This is a genomic window from Streptomyces pseudovenezuelae (assembly GCF_001513955.1).
Taxonomy (GTDB): domain Bacteria; phylum Actinomycetota; class Actinomycetes; order Streptomycetales; family Streptomycetaceae; genus Streptomyces; species Streptomyces pseudovenezuelae.
Map to the genome: position 1 here is coordinate 776,089 of NZ_KQ948148.1, position 15,287 is coordinate 791,375.

Here is a 15,287-nt window from a genome sequence, read left to right on the forward strand (position 1 = left end):
GAAATGGCAAACGAGAGACTACGTGCGGCCATGGCGGCCGGTGGCTGGACGTACAACGCCCTCGCGGGCAGGGTCGAAGTCGATCCCAAGTCCGTCGAACGATGGGTCAACCTGGGGCGTACGCCGCGTCGTGCCACAGCCATGTTGGCAGCAGAAACGCTAGGAGAAGACGTGCACGCTCTATGGCCATCACTCAGGCAGGCACGCCCCGCCCGCGCCGTCAGCCCAGAACTTGTGGCCCTCTACGACCAGCGGGCGGACATCCCCGTATCCACCTTCGTGGACCTCCTGACCCAGGCGCGCGAGCAGATCGACGTGTTGGTGTACGCCGCTGTCTTCCTGCACGAGGCGTACCCGAGACTCAACGAGCTCTTGAAGGAGCGAGCGGCCGAGGGCTGCACTGTCCGCATCGCGCTCGGCGACGCGGAGAGCTCGAACGTCCAACAGCGTGGTGAGGAGGAGAAGTTCGGCCACGGCATCCAGTCACGTTGCCGCCTCGCGCTGATGCACTACCGCCCGCTTATCGGGACGCAGGGCATCGAGGTACGGACCCATGCCACGACGCTCTACAACTCGATCTATCGGGCCGACGACCAAGCACTGGTCAACGCCCACGTCTGGGGCGTGAACGCCTACCGAGCCCCTGTGTGGCACCTGCGCCGAAATGGGGAAGGCGGCATGTTCGAGACCTACGCTGACAGCTTCGATGCAGTGTGGGCGACCGCCAAGCCAGTACGAGAGAAGTGATCATGGCACGCACGGAGTACTACGACGACCCGGACGCCCCCAAGCCCAACAGTCTGGTCGTCGCCGCGTCCGCAGTGGTCACTGACGACGAGGGACGCATCCTCCTACAGCGCCGGCGGGACAACGATCTCTGGGCGCTGCCTGGCGGCGGCATGGAAATGACGGACTCCCTGCCAGGCACCGCCGTCCGTGAAGTGAAGGAGGAGACGGGCCTGGACGTGGAGATCACCGGCCTCGTCGGGACCTACACCGATCCTCGCCACGTCATCGCCTATACGGATGGTGAGGTGCGTCGACAGTTCAACGTCTGCTTCACCGCGCGTGTGATCGGAGGTCAACTCGCGATCTCGGACGAGTCCACGGAGCTGAAGTTCGTCCAGCCTGAGGAGATTGATCAACTGCCCATGCATCACACGCAGCGGCTACGAATCCGGCACTTCTTGGAGCAACGTGAGCGGCCCTATCTCGGTTGATTTCGGCGTCTTTGGATCAGATAGGCCGACCTCTGAGGCCTAGCGCAACAGAGGCTGGTCACTGGAGGTCATTGATGCCGAGGGCGACCACGCCCTTGTCGGCCACTGCGGTGTCAGTGGAGGTGACCACACGGCTGCGGTCTTGGAGGTGGGGTCTTGCTGGTTCCGTGTTGGGGAACGAACGAGGATCATGTGCGCGGCTACCGTTAGAGCAGCCACCGCACACGCACCCGAAACCCGACGAATAGTAACCACACTCACGAAAAGCCCCCGAAATGCCCGGAACCGGGCACCAAGGCAGTCTCCCAAAACCATTCACCCAATGTCGGTCACCTGGCACGCCCCGCCAATCGATGTTGGGCCTCGGGAGCAGCCAAGGGGGCTGTGAACAGCATTGCCGCTGTTCACAGCCCTTTCGAACAGGGGCGCTTGTCAGGCGGGGTGAGGTCTACTTCGTCAGCCGTCGCATCAGATCGGTGAGCTCCGCTTCCTGCTTCGCCAAGCCACTGGTCGCCCCAGCGGCTGTGCACATGTGCTGGGCCGCGCGTACCACCGGGGCGACTTCTGACAGGTGGGCTCGCCTTTCCAGGCGTATGCGAGCGAAGGTGATGTGGGCGTCTACCGCGATCTCTAGGGGTGTTGCGCTCAGCTCATCCGTCCGGATGAGTGAAACCGCCTCCCGCGTGGCTGCCCGCGCCTCCTGGTCGCGTGCCAGTGCGTGGTATGCCGAGCCGAGACTGGTCAGGCAACGGACCTGGAACGGCACCAGAGAAGGATTTTCGTGGCCGTTCTTCCGAAGCTCTGTCAGCAGAGTGTTCGCTGTGATGAGGTCTCGCAGACCGGACTCACTGTGGCCCTGTTCGACGGACATTTTCCCTTTCATTTCAAGGACGGTGGCCAGCTCCAGCCTCACCCCGGGCCGCTCCGCGCCCCGGGCTTGGTAGAGGCGAACGGCATTCCGGGCGCTTGCCGCCGCTTCCTCCCGATGGTTTGCCGCCCACTGATGCAGGGCGAGCAGAGCGAGAAAGACCGCTGTCTCCACCCCTTCCGTTCCTCCGATTTCCCGCAGCGTGGAGCCGAGCCTTCTGATGCCTCGCGCAGATCTTCTGAGGTCGCCGACGGCGACCAAGGCACGCACGTACGAGGTCGTCAGCCGGACGTCCAGCCAGGGTAGGGGAGCGTAAATCTGGCGGAAGTGCGCGTAAGTGCGTAGTGCGATCAGGGACATCGTCACGGAATTGCTCAACTCGCCTTTCGCCAGGAGGATGTCGGCGATCCTGCTCTGGCGCTCCGCGAGGTCCGGTGCGAACCACGGGAGGCGTTGCGCGAGTTCTTCGCTCGCCTCCGCCGCCTGCCGCGCGAGGGTGAGCGCTTGGTCGTGATCGCCGGCCATCTTGAGCGCATCGGCCCGCGCCCCAAGGACCAGTGCCAGGACAGTCTTGTCCCCTGGAACCGGGACGCGGGTGTTCGCCTCTGTGCCGGTGAGGGTAACGCTCTCAAGGGAGAGCGGAAGCGCGGTGGTTACCCGTCCGCACTTCAGGAGGATCGTCGTGTGCTTCGCCAGGGCGACCGCCAGCGCTTCACGATGCCGGGGTTCCTTTCTCGCCAGGCTCCGGTACAGACGCAGTGACTCCGACGAGACGGTCAGCGCCTTGATCGGGCTCTCGTGTGCCATGGTGTCGCCCAGGACTGCGAGCGCCTCTGCCAGCGGAACGGTCCGCCTCTTGTCCGCGTCCCTCACCTTCCGTGCGAGCGACACCGCTTCGCTGGCCGAGTCGATGGCGGCGCGTGTGTGTCCTTTCCTCACCTGCACCGTGCTCATGAGGGCAAGAGCCTGTACAAGGCGCTCGGCACAGTGGACGGACCGTTTCTCGGCGAAGAGCTTGCGCCATTCTGAGATACTCTGCGCTGCCGTGCGCCAGGCGGCTTCCACATCCGCCATGCCCAGCAGGAAGCTGGCTTGTGAGTGCAGCGCACGGGCCAGGTACACACGGCGATTCGGGCCCCATTCGGACACTCGCCGGAGTCGGCTCACAGCTTCGTCGCAGATCATGAGGGCCCGCAGGTCACCCGATTCGTAGAAGAGCCATTCGGCATGGTGTACCAAGGAGGCGGAGAGCGCTGTTCCGAAGGTACCCGCGCTCCTCTCGGGGGCAGTCGGGCGGGAATCGTCCGGCGCTCCGCCCACTGACAGGGAATCCTTGATCTTCAACGCCTCCGCGCCAGCCTGCGCTGCCTCCTTGTGGCTGCCCTGCTCGGTTAGGGCGGCGCACAGACTAAACAACGCGTCGGCCAAGGCGGCGCTGTGGCTGTCCGATCCCGCTTCGGCGAGAGGACGCAGGAGGGCGATCTCTTGGTGTGCAGTCTCGGCAGCCTGGTCGAACAAACCGGCAAGCTGGTAGATGGCGGTGAGTTCGTGACACAGGGTTGCTTGCTCCGCCGGGTCCTCCACCTCCTGCAACCGGGCCTTGGTGACGCGGGCGAGGATCGCTGCCGCACCCGTACCCAGTCCCTTGTGTTGGTGGGAACGCAGCGTCTCGGCCACGATCCGCAGAGTCCCGAGTTCGATGTGTGGATTGTTCGCTAAGGTGGCCAAGGAGGCATTGCCGCATTCCAAGACGATCCGAGGACGGGCCTTGAGCAAGGGGGAGAGGTAGTCCACGGAGATGTGGCGCCACCGGGGTGCCATCTCGATGAGCGTGGTGAGGGCCGCGCGAACGCTCCGGCTGTCGTCCTCACTCGACGACTTCAGCAACTGGTCCGTGGCCTCAGCCATCCAGCGCTGCCCCGTGAACTCCGCACCGTGACCCGGTAACGTCAGGGCGACGAAGTCCTCGGCCAGCCGATCGGGTTGCAGAGGCTCCAGGACATCCTCCTCCTCCCTGAGCACGGAGGGAGACGGATAGCAGAAGGCGTGGTCCTCGACGATTTTGCGGGCGCGCTCGTTATTGCTCGCGGTGCCCATGAGGACCGCGATCTCGTAGGCCTCACGCCGTCGCAGGGGGCCGCACAACGAGGCTGCATAGACCGCGCTTTCCAGCGCTTCGGCATCGGTGCGGAGCCGCTTGCGGCGCTCCAGGTTCTGCCAGTGGTCCCGTTCCCGTTTCAGAAGGTACGAGGACAGTCGTGCGGGATCCACAGGAGCCGAGGTCTTCTGGTGATAGGCGTCGACCGCGGCGAGCGCCGCCATGTGGATTGTGAGGATCAAGGAGTAGGCGGGGTCGGAGAGCAGTCCCGGAGGTGGGTTGACCGCTTCGAGCTCGGAGACCTTGAGCCGCGCGGCGAACGCGTTGCGTGCTTCGAGGAAGGCGCGCTCCCGGTCTTCTAGTCGGGCGCCCAGAGGGGGTAGCCGGACCGCTTCCGCGACCAGGTCCAGATCCCTGTCGAGACTGTACTCAAGCTGCTCCCACCAGGCGCCGGCGGGTCGTGAGAGCAGGAGAATGCGAAGCGGTAGCTTCCAGAGTTCTAGGGACTGACGGATGAACTCCGACAGGTCATGCTCGGGCCATCGCTCCGCGTAGTCGACGATGACCAGGACACCTGTGGCGTCTTCGCCCACCACGGGCGCGCTTCGCATGTCCGGCGCTGAGTTCTTCGTGTGCTGGGCTTCCAGAGCTATCCAGCCAGCTTCACCCCAGGTCCGGGCGAGGTGCCGGGCGAACCGGGTCTTGCCCTCGCCGCCGGGGGCGTGCAGAAGGCGTAGGAGTACGTCCTCGTCACGGTCGCGCCATGTGGCGAAGTCCTCCTCCTCGTCGGACCGCCCGGAGAAGTCCACCACCTCATCGCGCGTGCGCAGGAGCTTGCTCGGTTGCTGACGTCCCTGTGCGGCAGCCGAAAGGGAAATGCGGTTCTCCAGGAACAGCTTGTTGATCCGCCAGGGGGGTGTGACCTGGGGGATGATCATGTCGCGCCCCGCCTGATAGACGGTCGCGTTTTCGTCCGCCCACGCGACGATGCTGGAAAGGGGCCGGTCCCACTCGGTCAAGGACGGTCCAGAGCGATGTCGCGACCTGCCTCGCCAAGCTTCGTCCGCCGAACGTCCGGCGTCGCTCCCATCCTCGTCAGCAAGAGATCCATGGCAGCCCCCAGGTTCACCAATAGTGGACAAATGCTACATGCGGTTGAAGTCCCTGCGAACGGGTGCGCACCGACCGGGAAAGCCGCAGGGCGCGGTCTCAGCGTTCACTCCGACGGCTCCTGTGGCCTCGACCGGTCCGAGCCGACGATGTAGTCGCGGCCGACCTGGATAAGGCGGGCGTTGCCGCTGGCCCGCCCCCGAAGGCGCACCGAGGTGCCGCGTTCGGCGGGTCTGGCGTCAAAGTTGGCGTCCCGCTGCCTCGCAGTGCGGTCCCCTTGCCCGGGCTCCACCGCCTTGACAGAGAGATAGGGTTTGATCACTGCCGTGACCAGACCCGGCACGAAGACCCAGCACATCTCCTCAAATTCCGGCTTGCCGTTGACTCTGGCTGTGGCCGGAAGGAAGTGATGTGGTTGCAGCGTGGGTGTGCGGCCTGCCCGGACGGCTCGCCGGAACACCGGGTCTGACACCACGGCCGCCAGCGGAAGACCGTGGTCGACCGCCGCCGCCATGGCCTGATAAGCCGGTTCGCTGTCGATGAGCCGGCACGCGTCATTGACCGCATCACCCCGGTGCGCGGGTGGCTCCAGCGGGCCGACATGCACGCTCGCGCGCAGCATGAGTTTCGGTTCGTCGGCTAGCCGGGTTCGCGCATGTTGCTCCAGCGCCCGGCTGAGGTTTGCGAGAAAAGGGTCGACAAGTCGGGCCGCGTGTCGCGCGTGAAGTACGTAGATGGCTCCGTCCCCCCGGTCTTTCACCGCGTCCTCTGGCGTCGAGACGTCGCTGATACCGCTCTGCGTGAACAACGTTGAGACGATGTCGTCGAGGCGGGCGCGGGTGGGCGCCATGTGCATTTCGGGAATCTGGCTATACCCCTTCATATCGATGACCAGGAGCGCGTGCTCTTGGGGCACGTCAGCTGCGTCGGACGCGGGGAGAGCGGGCATGGAACCTGGCCTTTCTGGCTCATGAGAGCTTTCCGGCTCATGAGAAGGGGTGAGATGTGACGTACGCGATGGTCCTCGGTCTCACGGTCGTGTGGTGCCCAGGAGTGGGCAGCACACAGGCGTGTTGCGTCACTCCCGGGTGTTTGCGTGAGTCTGGATCGACGCGATGTCCCGTACGACGAGACCACCGGATGCCTCCGTGTCGAGCCACCCCTGCACTCGCCATGGTCGGAGAGCTGATCCGACGGCGTTGCGAGATGCGCCGATCATCTGTGACAGCTCCGTCTGCGTCAGCCGTAGGACGTGATGGGTGCCCGGGGCCGAGGCCGCCTGGAGCAGGCGGCCGAGGGTAGAGGCCAGCCGGACAGGCACTGGCGCAGTGGCCATCTCCAGGCGTACCGCCTCCGCTTCGCGGACTCGTGCTATGGCGTGACGCAGCAAAGGGCCCAGAAGTTTGTTGCTGTTGGTGAAGGACAGGAAAGCCGATGCGGGTACCACGTGAACCCTGCAGACCTCGGCAGCCGTCACAGACGCCGTACGCGGCTGATTATCCAGGACGGCCAGCTCTCCGAGAATTTCACCCGAGCCGCGCACTGACAGTAATGTCTGCTCCCCTTGAGCTCCCGTCACCGTGATCAGGACGGAGCCGGAAGCCAGTAGGACGACGTGAGTGCCGCGATCACCTTGGCGTAGCAGTACAGACCTTGCCGGCCGCACGTGAAGCGGCGCCAGGTCGCACAGTTGCGCCCACAGATGCTGACCGATGACCGAGCTGTGTGACCGGTACATACCCACCCCCGTCGTGATGGCTGTCACCCCGTGATGTTCTCAAATGGTGATGTACAGGATCAACAGTGCTGCTCCCGATACGCTGAGCGCCGCCATCGTGACGTCCACGGCACACCTGAGGATCCGGAACTTCCGTTGAGCCAGTGTCGTGAACAACGCGAGCCGCTCGGCTTGCAACAGCTGATGCCGGTCCGCTTCCGGCGCCACGGCGTCCGCCTCGGCGGTCTCCGCCCGCCCGGGAGTAGCGGTGAGACACGCGAAGATCCTCAACTTGCCGTCTGGCGGGAGGACGGGGCGTATGGCCCACATCGTCATCATGAGTGCCGCACCGAGAAGGCCAGCGACACCCACCAAGGCGGTCATAGGCACCCATGCAGATTTCGGCATCGTGGACAACAGCGCCGCGTCGGCGGTCAGTAGACCGCCGATCAGGCCGCACAAGATTGCCGCTTTCATGTCTGCGCGCTGTAACTCCTGGAACATGCCGTCCGCTTCGGGCTCAAGCCGACTACACCACACCGGTCCGTGCGCGCCGGAGTTCCCACTGGGCTCGGACATACGCCCCCCTGACGTCTCAGCCACTGTCTGTGATCTCAACCGTGCCAGGCCGACAGCAGCGAGGGTGACCAACGCAGGGCGCCAGGCCTGCCGAACGCGTCACACACTGGTCGCAACACCAGCCCCTGAGGGCGTTGCCTTAACCAAGCCACGGCGGACCTATTAGAGGCGTGGACCTCCCCTGTTGGCGGAGAAGCGTGCCCAACTTCTTCGACTCACAGCGCAGGGTTTGATTAACGCGCCGCGTGCCCACGGCTGGCAGACGCCCCCCGATGGACCGTCAGCAGAGCTGAGTGATGACCTTGAGCAGGGTGCCGCTTCCGCCGCAGATCAGGTGGTGTTTGCTACCCGTCTTGCGCCGGTCGACTGGCAACGGACCGGTGTGTCGGCACACCCATTTTTTCGTGTGGATGTGTGAGCCGTCCACACAGGCTCGTGACCAGTCGAGTTCGCCAGCCGCGTTCACTAACCGTGACCTCGCTGGGCTCGGAGGCTTTACCGTGATTCCCGCGGTTCCCCGCTCGATCTGGGGCGCTATAGAAGCGCCGACAGGTGGCAATCGGAGGCAGGTCTCTTGTTGAGAGTCAGACTATGTCTGCGGAAGCGTAGCTCGTTGAGCCGCAAGTTCTGCCCTTCCGTAGTAGCCATCAGCCTTATAAAGGAAGGCGAAACTACTGACGATTAGACCAACTGCTGTGCATAGCCACAGTGCTATATGTCCTCCTCCGATGGGGTGTACGAAGAAGGACCCGATGGTTCCGCTGCCAAGTAGCGACGTGACCGCGAGAGCGGCGGCACGCAATCCTTTGCCTAACGTTCGGCGGCGGTCTTCCGACTTGGCGAAGTCATCCATAAGGTCTGTACCGCTGTCGATTTCCCCGATGCGTGTCTTCAGGATGAAGGCGTGCAATCGTTCAAGGGACTCGATGCTGGCATCCGGAGAGATCTGCTCGGCGATGCTTTCACGGATGTCAGTATGGAGGTTGTGGCCGCCGATGCTCTGAGCGATCTGGTTGAAGAGCTTGTCTTTCCACCAGTAGGAGGGGCCACCATCATCCCCGGGATACTTGCTTTCCAAGCCTTGGTGTCCATAGTGCCGTTCAGGCTCCTCAGTTAGCTTGATGAGGATCAGCTGTGCAATGGGCATGAGTGGCGCAAGGCGAACGCGGGAGTGCGCGAAGCTAACGATCTCGACAGGCATATGGCCCTGCCAGCCGGGATTGATGAAGTCACCAGTGCAGTGAATCATTAAGCCGAGTCGGGCGTAAGAACTGCGCCCCTCGATCTTGCCAGCGTAGAGCGGCGGCACCGTGAACTTCTCGTAGGTTCGGCCGAGCAGGACCTCATTGGGCTTGAGATCAATGGCCTCGCCGGGGCGATATTTCACTTTCTTCCAGCGGCGTCTAGGCGCTAACTCTTGGAGTTGCTTGTTGCGGAGATCGAGTACAGGCCGGCGCCAAAATCGCCAACCAGGCGGACGCGGGACCTTTCGAGCTTTCCAGAAATGAGTATCGAGGCGCAGGTCGATCGAGCAGGGCTGAATCTGCCTGTCAGGATCGAACCCGTAGTCCGGGTAGCGAGCCTCAATCCCCAAGTCTGGAAGGATATCTCTAATGGTCTTGTCCGCTGCGTACAACTACGCCTCCGCCTCATCCCACGCCTGGATATCCTTTAGTGCGAAGCTACGCTCAACCTGCTTGTCGAGATCAATGGCATCCATTAGCCATTGCTTGCCAGGGTGCCAATCGGTTGAACCAAACCAGATCTTGAGTGGCTGGATATGTCGCCAGCCCTTTTCGCCCCGGTAGTTGATGTAAAGGATCCTGACTTCTTGTTCGGACAACACAGTGAGCTCGTTATCGGAAGAGGGTGTATCCGTCATACTTTCATTCCCCCTCTTCCTTCACCAACTCGAATCGCTGTTGTGTCCCCGTCTGGGTTTCTACGGTTTCTTGGAACATGGTGAGTGGTCGAACCCATACACCATGATCACCGTAGAGTGCTTGGTAAACGACGAGCTGTTCGGATGTCTCGGTGTGTTGTGCCACGTGCAAAACTCGGTACAAGTTTCCCTTGTAGTGTCGATAGACACCCGTGCTCAACTGGCACCTTTTTCCGTAGAGCATAGATTTACGGTAAGGCAAGATTGCCCCCTCTCCTATGCATGAATCCCCGAAGCTGTCGAATGTCGCCGTGCGCTTATGCGTATCTTCCGATGGGCTAATTACTACCCATGGCCCACGCTCTCAAGCGTGGGCGCGCGTCCACACCGTAGCGCGAGCGCGCCCCGAGGGAGCCTCGCTTGTGGGGAACGTAACGCAGGCGTGTGGACTCGCATGATGATAGTTTGTCATGTTTTCAGATACTTTTCATGATCGATTATTCACTCGATCGCTGACCACGCGGGCGTTCTGGTCCTATTGGAATCGGACGGCAATGGCACCAGTTGGCTTGCTCTGTTGCAATGCCGGCAAGCGTAGTGATCCGTGATGGCGGCTGACAGGTGGCGGCCATGTAGAGCTCTCGATGCCGTGAGCGCGGGAAACCCGGTGGAACGGCACTCGCGGACCATCCACACTGCCTTCATGGACAACACCCCGACTGGCGGCTGGTCACCGGCCGACAACCCCTATGCCATCGCTGTCTCCGAAGCGCGGTGGTGGAAGGAATCCGCTCGGCTTGCCGTTCTGCGCATGCGTCCAAATGATGACGCCCGCTTCGGCTGGTTCAGCACCCAGCAGATCGACGCGCGGCAGCTCGTTTTCGCTCTACGGCAACTGATCTCCGCTGAAGACCTTGAACAGTTCGCGCTCAAGGAGATCGGCATCGACCAGGCCGTGCGGGATGCACTCACCGAGGCGCGGCAGCGGTTTGAGAACGCGCTCCCTGGTATCAAGGAGATGCGCGACGGCCTCATGCACTTCGAGGAGTGGGCGCGCGGCCTGGGGCGCGGTCCGCAGAAGAAGCAACGGGATGATGGTGTCCTGCCGCGAGATGTTGCACGACACTTCTGGGGCTTCGGGTTTAACCCGACCGCGGGCACGGTGTCGTTCGGCCCTTACATCATCAGTATTGATACAGCAGAGCGGGCCGCTCATGAATTCGCTCATGCCATCTATATGGCAGCACATGAGGTGGATAAGAGGAATACGGCAGAGCTGCGCGCAAAGACGATTGCTGCCCTGACGGTTGGGGGTATTCAATCCGGCGTGCCTGATGCTGGCTTCAAGGTCTCGCCCGGTGATGATCTGAGCATCTGGGTATCGCTGGACCGAACTCCTGGAGTCGAGGAGTTGGTGTACATCGGCCTTGCAACGCGCATTGTTGAGGCCCTGGCATCGGCCGACTTGCGGCTTGTCTCGAACATAGATACTGCGGACCAGGCGGCAGTCGTTCGACTGGCACGTGGTGAGTGTCTGTATGTGGCCGCAGACACCGTTGAGGCAGATGAATCAGAACCTGATGGGTCGATAGAACCTATCACCCTGGCGCAATTCCAGCGGACCGTGGATCTGGCTGTAGAAAAGCTCCGAGAGGCTGATCGCTGTGCAGAGATCGGGGCCTTCGAGGCAGCGTGCGTGTTGGTCGGTGCCGCCGTTGAGTCTGCGCTCATCGCTCAGGTCTGCGTCTTCCAATCGGAAGTCCGCGCCGCAAATCTTTGGCGAAAGCACCGCAAGCGGAAGACGGGCCCCGAAGAAGAAACACCGCTACTTAAGTGGACTCTTGAAGACCTCATTCAGGTAGCAGTCAGGATGAAGTGGCTGCCAACCTCCGGTGAGGCTGGTTCTGCGACCGAGCCAGCAGAGAGGCTTGTCGGTGAGGTCGGCGATGCCGTGCGGTTCATCCAAGAGGTGAGGAATTTCGTTGCCCATCCGGGAAAGTACGTCCGTAGCGAGTATTGGCCAACTATCGGGCGCGCTGAGTATGACGTGGTGTACGGGGTCGCGCGGGCGGTGCTGGATCATCTGCACGAAGCAATAGAGAAACTTGGGTCATGCACGTGAGACGGTTTTAGCTTGACGTCTTCTGACCTCATGCCGTCGGCCAACCTTTACCAGGGCGCGCCTCGGCGCAGCGCGGGGCGGGCCGAAGGCAGAAGCGTCGCCCGCAGCGGAACCGGGAAGCGCGCCTGGCGGAGCGGAGCGCAGCAGGGGCTTGAACCCGTAGAGAAAGTTGTAGTTCAGCCGATCTGCGGGGGCCGACTGCCGGAGTGGTGGTGGCCAGAGTCGATCTTGTTGGAGCTGTAGCGGGTCGGCTGGTAGATCGTCATGACGACGGCGCGACCGGTCGGCGTTGACGGCAGCGCTGACGGCAACGACGGCACACGGACGCACATAATCGCTGGCATGAGCAATCGGAGTAGGAGGCCGTCGGCAGCCCTCACGGCAAGCTGCCCGATCCTACGGATCAGAAGGTTGCAGGTTCGAATCCTGCCGAGTGCACACAGTTCAGAAGCCCCGGATCACTCCGGGGCTTCTGGCGTTTCAGGCGCGTACGGCAGCGCAGCGCAGCAACACTCTCCGAACCCGATCTCCCGGGTGGGATCGCAAGGATCTGGAGAATCTGGAAGATCGGGAAGCCTCGCGCGCCGAGCCGTTGCGGGGCCGTTGTCAGACCCGTGCTGCATGCTCTGCCCATGCTGATTGCGACCGACAGTCGAGGCCATGTGCTGAAGCACCCGTCGAAGCCTGCGATAGGCGCGATGCTCGCCGACCTGCGACCTGGCGACCACGTGCTCCTTGAGCGGCAGGACCATGACCGTGAGGGCGACTGGTACATCCAGGTCTGGTTCCGCGACGAGACCACGTACCAACTGGAGTTCCGAAACGGCGTCCCCGCAGAGCACTACCAGACACTGACCACCTCTCAGGAGCAGGTCAGCCAGGCGCTCCTCGGCTGGGCGGCGGACGAGCCGGACTGGCAGCGCGGCATCACGTGGGACAACATCGGCGCCATGTTCGGCGCACCGGTCGCGGAGGATCCGGATCAGTCCGCTCTCTAGTGTCATGCTCCTGCCGATCATGGGACCACGGGATCAGCGTGCGGGGAACTGGTACGACGGCGCGTCGGCGTACGCGTCCGCTGCCGGGGCCGTGTGGAGATGTCCTGAACGGCCTTCTCTTCCCTGACCTCAAGGCTGTCGATCAAGTCAAAGCCCCCTCGGGATCGTCCCGGAGGGGGCTTTGGTGTGGCGTGCGGTGGCCGGCTGGTCGGTGGGGGTGTGGGGCATGACCTCACGCGTTGCTCGTGGCCAGGCCGTGGAAGGCCTGGGTGGTGTGGGGGTGGGCGAGTTCGTCGAGCAGGTGGCGCCAGTCGGGGTCGGTCTTGGTGGGGTGGGCCAGGTCCCAGGCGGTGAGGAGTGGGGCCAGTTCGTTCTCGGGGGAGGTCTTGACCGGTGGGGCGGACAGCTGCGGGCTCATGGGAGTTCCTTCCGGAGGTGGCGATGAACTCGGTTTCGGGGTGCGGTGGTTCGGATCCGATGGCTTCTACGATGCCGCCGATGCCCGGCCCGCGACATGGAGCCGTCCACCCGAAACGGGGTGGGGGCAGCTGTACCCCCAGGGGGCTGCCGGCACCCGTCGCGGGAGTGTCGTAGCCCTCTGCGACCGTGGTCATCGCGGGCGGTGCGGACATCGAGAAAGGGTGGCTGCACCACGGTCTGTCGTGGTCCGGGCGGGCGGATACGCCTGCATCGGCGGCCGGCGAACGACTCCCGCTTCCCCGGGCAGAACTACCAGTTGGTGGGAGGGGAGTCATACGAGGACGCGGTTGCTCGTGAACTCGACGAGAAGGTATGGGTGTTCGGGGTGGCGGCTGTGTCTTGACTTCAGGTTTCGTGCCGCGGCGAGGTCCGCGCGTGCTGGCGGGCGGCGGGCGTTCGTGGCTGGGCCTCGGCGTCGGGCCGGGTTCCCGGTCAGCAGGCGGTGCTCACCGCGGTCCGCGGCAGGGTCGGGCGGGGCAGGGCGACCACGGTCCCGGACGGGCGCCGGGACGTGTGGGTGCCGGTGAAGACGAACAGGCGCAGGACCAGGAAGCGGCCGATGCCGGCGAGGGCCGAGGCGCTCAGGTAGACCGCCTGTTCCGTGAGCAGGGCCGGCGAGGACTGGACGGAGTGCAGGAGGATCATCGCGACGCAGGTGACGGCGTACGCGGCGGCCGCCGAGCCGGAGGACTGGAGGTGTCGGCGCCAGCCCGGGCGGCGGCCGGTGCCGAAGGTGAACAGGGCGTGCAGCTCGGTGCACAGGAGCGTGGAGGCCACGGTGATCACCGCGTTGGCCACCGCCCACGGCATCGTCATCGCGACCAGCGGTACGGCGAAGCTGGAGAGGACGCCGATCCCGCCGCCGCAGACGACGAAGCGCACGAAGGAGGCGAGCGGGCCGGGCGTGGACGGGGACTTGGTCCGGTCGGCCGTCTGCGGCTCCATGGGTTTCCTCCGGCTCGGCGCTGCCTGGTCGATCCGCTGGATCCCGGGTGGACCAGCTGCGATCAACGATGCCGTGGCGGGCTCGCCGAAACGATGGAGTGTTCTACCGAACCGAAGGTAGGGCTGGCTCCACCCCCGGGGTGGGGCAGCCCCGGCGCCCGCCCGTCAGTGACCCGGCCCGCGCGCCAGTTACCCGTCGTCCGGCGCCTGCCCGCCAGTTCCCAGATCCCGGCGTCCGCCCGCCAGCCCCCGGATCCCGGCACCCGCCTCCCCGTCACTCACCCTCCGCGTCCTTCGCCCGCAGCTCCTCGATATAAGCGAGCGCGAGGTTCGTCGAGCGGCTGAACCAGTCGTGGAGTACGGCGATCTCGTCGGCGGAGTAGCCCGCGAAGACGGTGTCGAGGCGGTCGTAGTACGGCTGGTAGAGGGCGACGACCTTGGTCACGGCGTCGGGCAGCGCGGCGACCCGGACGCGGCGGCGGTCGTGGGGGTCGGGGACGCGGGTGACGTAGCCGCCGCGTTCGAGGCGGTTGAGGATGCCGGTGACCGCGCCGGTCGTGACGTGGGCGTGCTCGGCGAGGTCGCCTGCCGTGAGGAGGTTCTCGCCGGCCTTCAGGACGCAGGCGAAGCACAGCAGGTCGGTGACGTTCAGGCCCAGCCGCTGGGCCATCTCCTGCTGGCCGAGGTGGGCGGTGGCGATGAAGAGGTCCATCGCCTCCAGTGCCTGGGCCGGAGTGGCGGTGGGGCGGGGCTCGGCGGGCATCGGATTCCTGATTCTCTTAGTACGTGAGAGGTTTCTGCGGTAAATTTCTTAGGACGTGAGAGAACGGGTCGAGGAGGATCTGTGAGTGCACATCAGTATGACGAGGGGCACACGGTCGCGGGATGGACCGGAGTCGGCATCGCCACCGTGGGGACGTCCGTGCTCGGACTGGGGGTGTGCCGGGTGTCCGGCGCGCTGATCGCCGTCGGCCTCGTGATCACCGCGGCGGCCGCCCTCGTCACCTGGGCCCTGCACCTGACCGGCTGGGGCAAGCCGCCGGGGCGCCGGCCGCGCGAGCAGTGGGGCATGCGGGTGCGGGACACGGGCGCACGGCAAGGGCATCCCGGATGCGTCGGGTGCCGGATGGCGGGCCGGGGCGGCCCGCGGACCAGGGCGGTCGAGGTGAGGCCCGCCGCGACGGCGGAACCGGCCTCCATGGAGTCGGTGGGCTGACCGGCCCGGCGGTTGCCGTGCGGCCCCGTTGTCAGTGGTGGCGCCTACTCTC

The 15,287-nt window shown here is 64.3% G+C and carries 15 protein-coding genes; 5 read left to right on the top strand and 10 right to left on the bottom strand.

Going from position 1 to position 15,287, the window contains the following annotated elements; genetic code table 11:
- Positions 1-3: 3 nt before the first annotated feature.
- Positions 4-747 (top strand): XRE family transcriptional regulator, encoded by a 744-nt coding sequence (locus AQI94_RS23845; RefSeq protein ID WP_031041440.1) that lies wholly within the window; start codon positions 4-6, stop codon positions 745-747.
- A gap of 2 nt (positions 748-749) precedes the next feature.
- Positions 750-1,220, top strand: a complete 471-nt coding sequence (locus tag AQI94_RS23850; RefSeq protein WP_031041445.1) for an NUDIX domain-containing protein — start codon at positions 750-752, stop codon at positions 1,218-1,220.
- A 448-nt stretch (positions 1,221-1,668) separates the two neighbouring features.
- Here the strand turns inward: AQI94_RS23850 and AQI94_RS23855 are convergent, their stop codons facing one another.
- From AQI94_RS23855 to AQI94_RS43065, 7 genes are all read right to left on the bottom strand, one after another.
- Complete coding sequence (locus AQI94_RS23855; protein WP_031041448.1) at positions 1,669-5,205, bottom strand: ATP-binding protein; 3,537 nt, start codon at positions 5,203-5,205, stop codon at positions 1,669-1,671.
- A 197-nt stretch (positions 5,206-5,402) separates the two neighbouring features.
- Positions 5,403-6,212, bottom strand: a complete 810-nt coding sequence (locus AQI94_RS23860; RefSeq protein WP_225890248.1) for a hypothetical protein — start codon at positions 6,210-6,212, stop codon at positions 5,403-5,405.
- Positions 6,213-6,374: 162 nt separating this feature from the next.
- Positions 6,375-7,034 (bottom strand): Crp/Fnr family transcriptional regulator, encoded by a 660-nt coding sequence (locus tag AQI94_RS43060; RefSeq protein ID WP_078902669.1) that lies wholly within the window; start codon positions 7,032-7,034, stop codon positions 6,375-6,377.
- 39 nt (positions 7,035-7,073) lie between these two features.
- On the bottom strand, positions 7,074-7,592 hold the full coding sequence (locus AQI94_RS23865; protein WP_158806205.1) for a Pycsar system effector family protein: 519 nt from the start codon (positions 7,590-7,592) through the stop codon (positions 7,074-7,076).
- 589 nt (positions 7,593-8,181) lie between these two features.
- On the bottom strand, positions 8,182-9,186 hold the full coding sequence (gene dcd, locus AQI94_RS23870) for a dCTP deaminase (protein WP_158806207.1): 1,005 nt from the start codon (positions 9,184-9,186) through the stop codon (positions 8,182-8,184).
- A 42-nt stretch (positions 9,187-9,228) separates the two neighbouring features.
- Positions 9,229-9,474 (bottom strand): hypothetical protein, encoded by a 246-nt coding sequence (locus AQI94_RS23875; RefSeq protein WP_051832011.1) that lies wholly within the window; start codon positions 9,472-9,474, stop codon positions 9,229-9,231.
- Positions 9,475-9,478: 4 nt separating this feature from the next.
- Entirely contained in the window at positions 9,479-9,718 is a 240-nt protein-coding gene (locus AQI94_RS43065) for a DUF1653 domain-containing protein (protein WP_078902668.1), read from the bottom strand.
- Positions 9,719-10,177: 459 nt separating this feature from the next.
- On the opposite strand from AQI94_RS43065, the gene AQI94_RS23880 reads away from it, so the two are divergent.
- The gene (locus AQI94_RS23880; RefSeq protein ID WP_158806209.1) at positions 10,178-11,596 is read left to right on the top strand and encodes a hypothetical protein; all 1,419 of its coding nucleotides are present in this window, start codon (positions 10,178-10,180) and stop codon (positions 11,594-11,596) included.
- 632 nt (positions 11,597-12,228) lie between these two features.
- On the top strand, positions 12,229-12,594 hold the full coding sequence (locus AQI94_RS23885; RefSeq protein ID WP_225890249.1) for a sortase family protein: 366 nt from the start codon (positions 12,229-12,231) through the stop codon (positions 12,592-12,594).
- Between the two features lie 232 nt (positions 12,595-12,826).
- Here AQI94_RS23885 and AQI94_RS23890 read toward each other — a convergent pair whose 3' ends face one another.
- From AQI94_RS23890 to AQI94_RS23900, 3 genes are all read right to left on the bottom strand, one after another.
- Positions 12,827-13,012 (bottom strand): hypothetical protein, encoded by a 186-nt coding sequence (locus AQI94_RS23890; RefSeq protein WP_031041468.1) that lies wholly within the window; start codon positions 13,010-13,012, stop codon positions 12,827-12,829.
- Positions 13,013-13,506: 494 nt separating this feature from the next.
- Positions 13,507-14,019 (bottom strand): GtrA family protein, encoded by a 513-nt coding sequence (locus AQI94_RS23895; protein ID WP_031041471.1) that lies wholly within the window; start codon positions 14,017-14,019, stop codon positions 13,507-13,509.
- A 274-nt stretch (positions 14,020-14,293) separates the two neighbouring features.
- Positions 14,294-14,782 (bottom strand): MarR family winged helix-turn-helix transcriptional regulator, encoded by a 489-nt coding sequence (locus AQI94_RS23900; protein ID WP_031041474.1) that lies wholly within the window; start codon positions 14,780-14,782, stop codon positions 14,294-14,296.
- 81 nt (positions 14,783-14,863) lie between these two features.
- On the opposite strand from AQI94_RS23900, the gene AQI94_RS23905 reads away from it, so the two are divergent.
- Positions 14,864-15,235, top strand: a complete 372-nt coding sequence (locus tag AQI94_RS23905) for an HGxxPAAW family protein (protein WP_037941749.1) — start codon at positions 14,864-14,866, stop codon at positions 15,233-15,235.
- Positions 15,236-15,287 lie beyond the last annotated feature (52 nt).

Excerpts from the sequence above, each read along its gene's own strand:
- AQI94_RS23845 (WP_031041440.1), top strand. The coding sequence starts at position 4 with ATGGCAAACGAGAGACTACGTGCGGCCATGGCGGCCGGTGGCTGGACG.
- AQI94_RS23850 (WP_031041445.1), top strand. The coding sequence starts at position 750 with ATGGCACGCACGGAGTACTACGACGACCCGGACGCCCCCAAGCCCAAC.
- AQI94_RS43060 (WP_078902669.1), bottom strand. The coding sequence starts at position 7,034 with ATGTACCGGTCACACAGCTCGGTCATCGGTCAGCATCTGTGGGCGCAA.
- AQI94_RS23865 (WP_158806205.1), bottom strand. The coding sequence starts at position 7,592 with ATGTCCGAGCCCAGTGGGAACTCCGGCGCGCACGGACCGGTGTGGTGT.
- AQI94_RS23875 (WP_051832011.1), bottom strand. The coding sequence starts at position 9,474 with ATGACGGATACACCCTCTTCCGATAACGAGCTCACTGTGTTGTCCGAA.
- AQI94_RS43065 (WP_078902668.1), bottom strand. The coding sequence starts at position 9,718 with ATGCTCTACGGAAAAAGGTGCCAGTTGAGCACGGGTGTCTATCGACAC.
- AQI94_RS23880 (WP_158806209.1), top strand. The coding sequence starts at position 10,178 with ATGGACAACACCCCGACTGGCGGCTGGTCACCGGCCGACAACCCCTAT.
- AQI94_RS23885 (WP_225890249.1), top strand. The coding sequence starts at position 12,229 with ATGCTGATTGCGACCGACAGTCGAGGCCATGTGCTGAAGCACCCGTCG.
- AQI94_RS23890 (WP_031041468.1), bottom strand. The coding sequence starts at position 13,012 with ATGAGCCCGCAGCTGTCCGCCCCACCGGTCAAGACCTCCCCCGAGAAC.
- AQI94_RS23895 (WP_031041471.1), bottom strand. The coding sequence starts at position 14,019 with ATGGAGCCGCAGACGGCCGACCGGACCAAGTCCCCGTCCACGCCCGGC.
- AQI94_RS23900 (WP_031041474.1), bottom strand. The coding sequence starts at position 14,782 with ATGCCCGCCGAGCCCCGCCCCACCGCCACTCCGGCCCAGGCACTGGAG.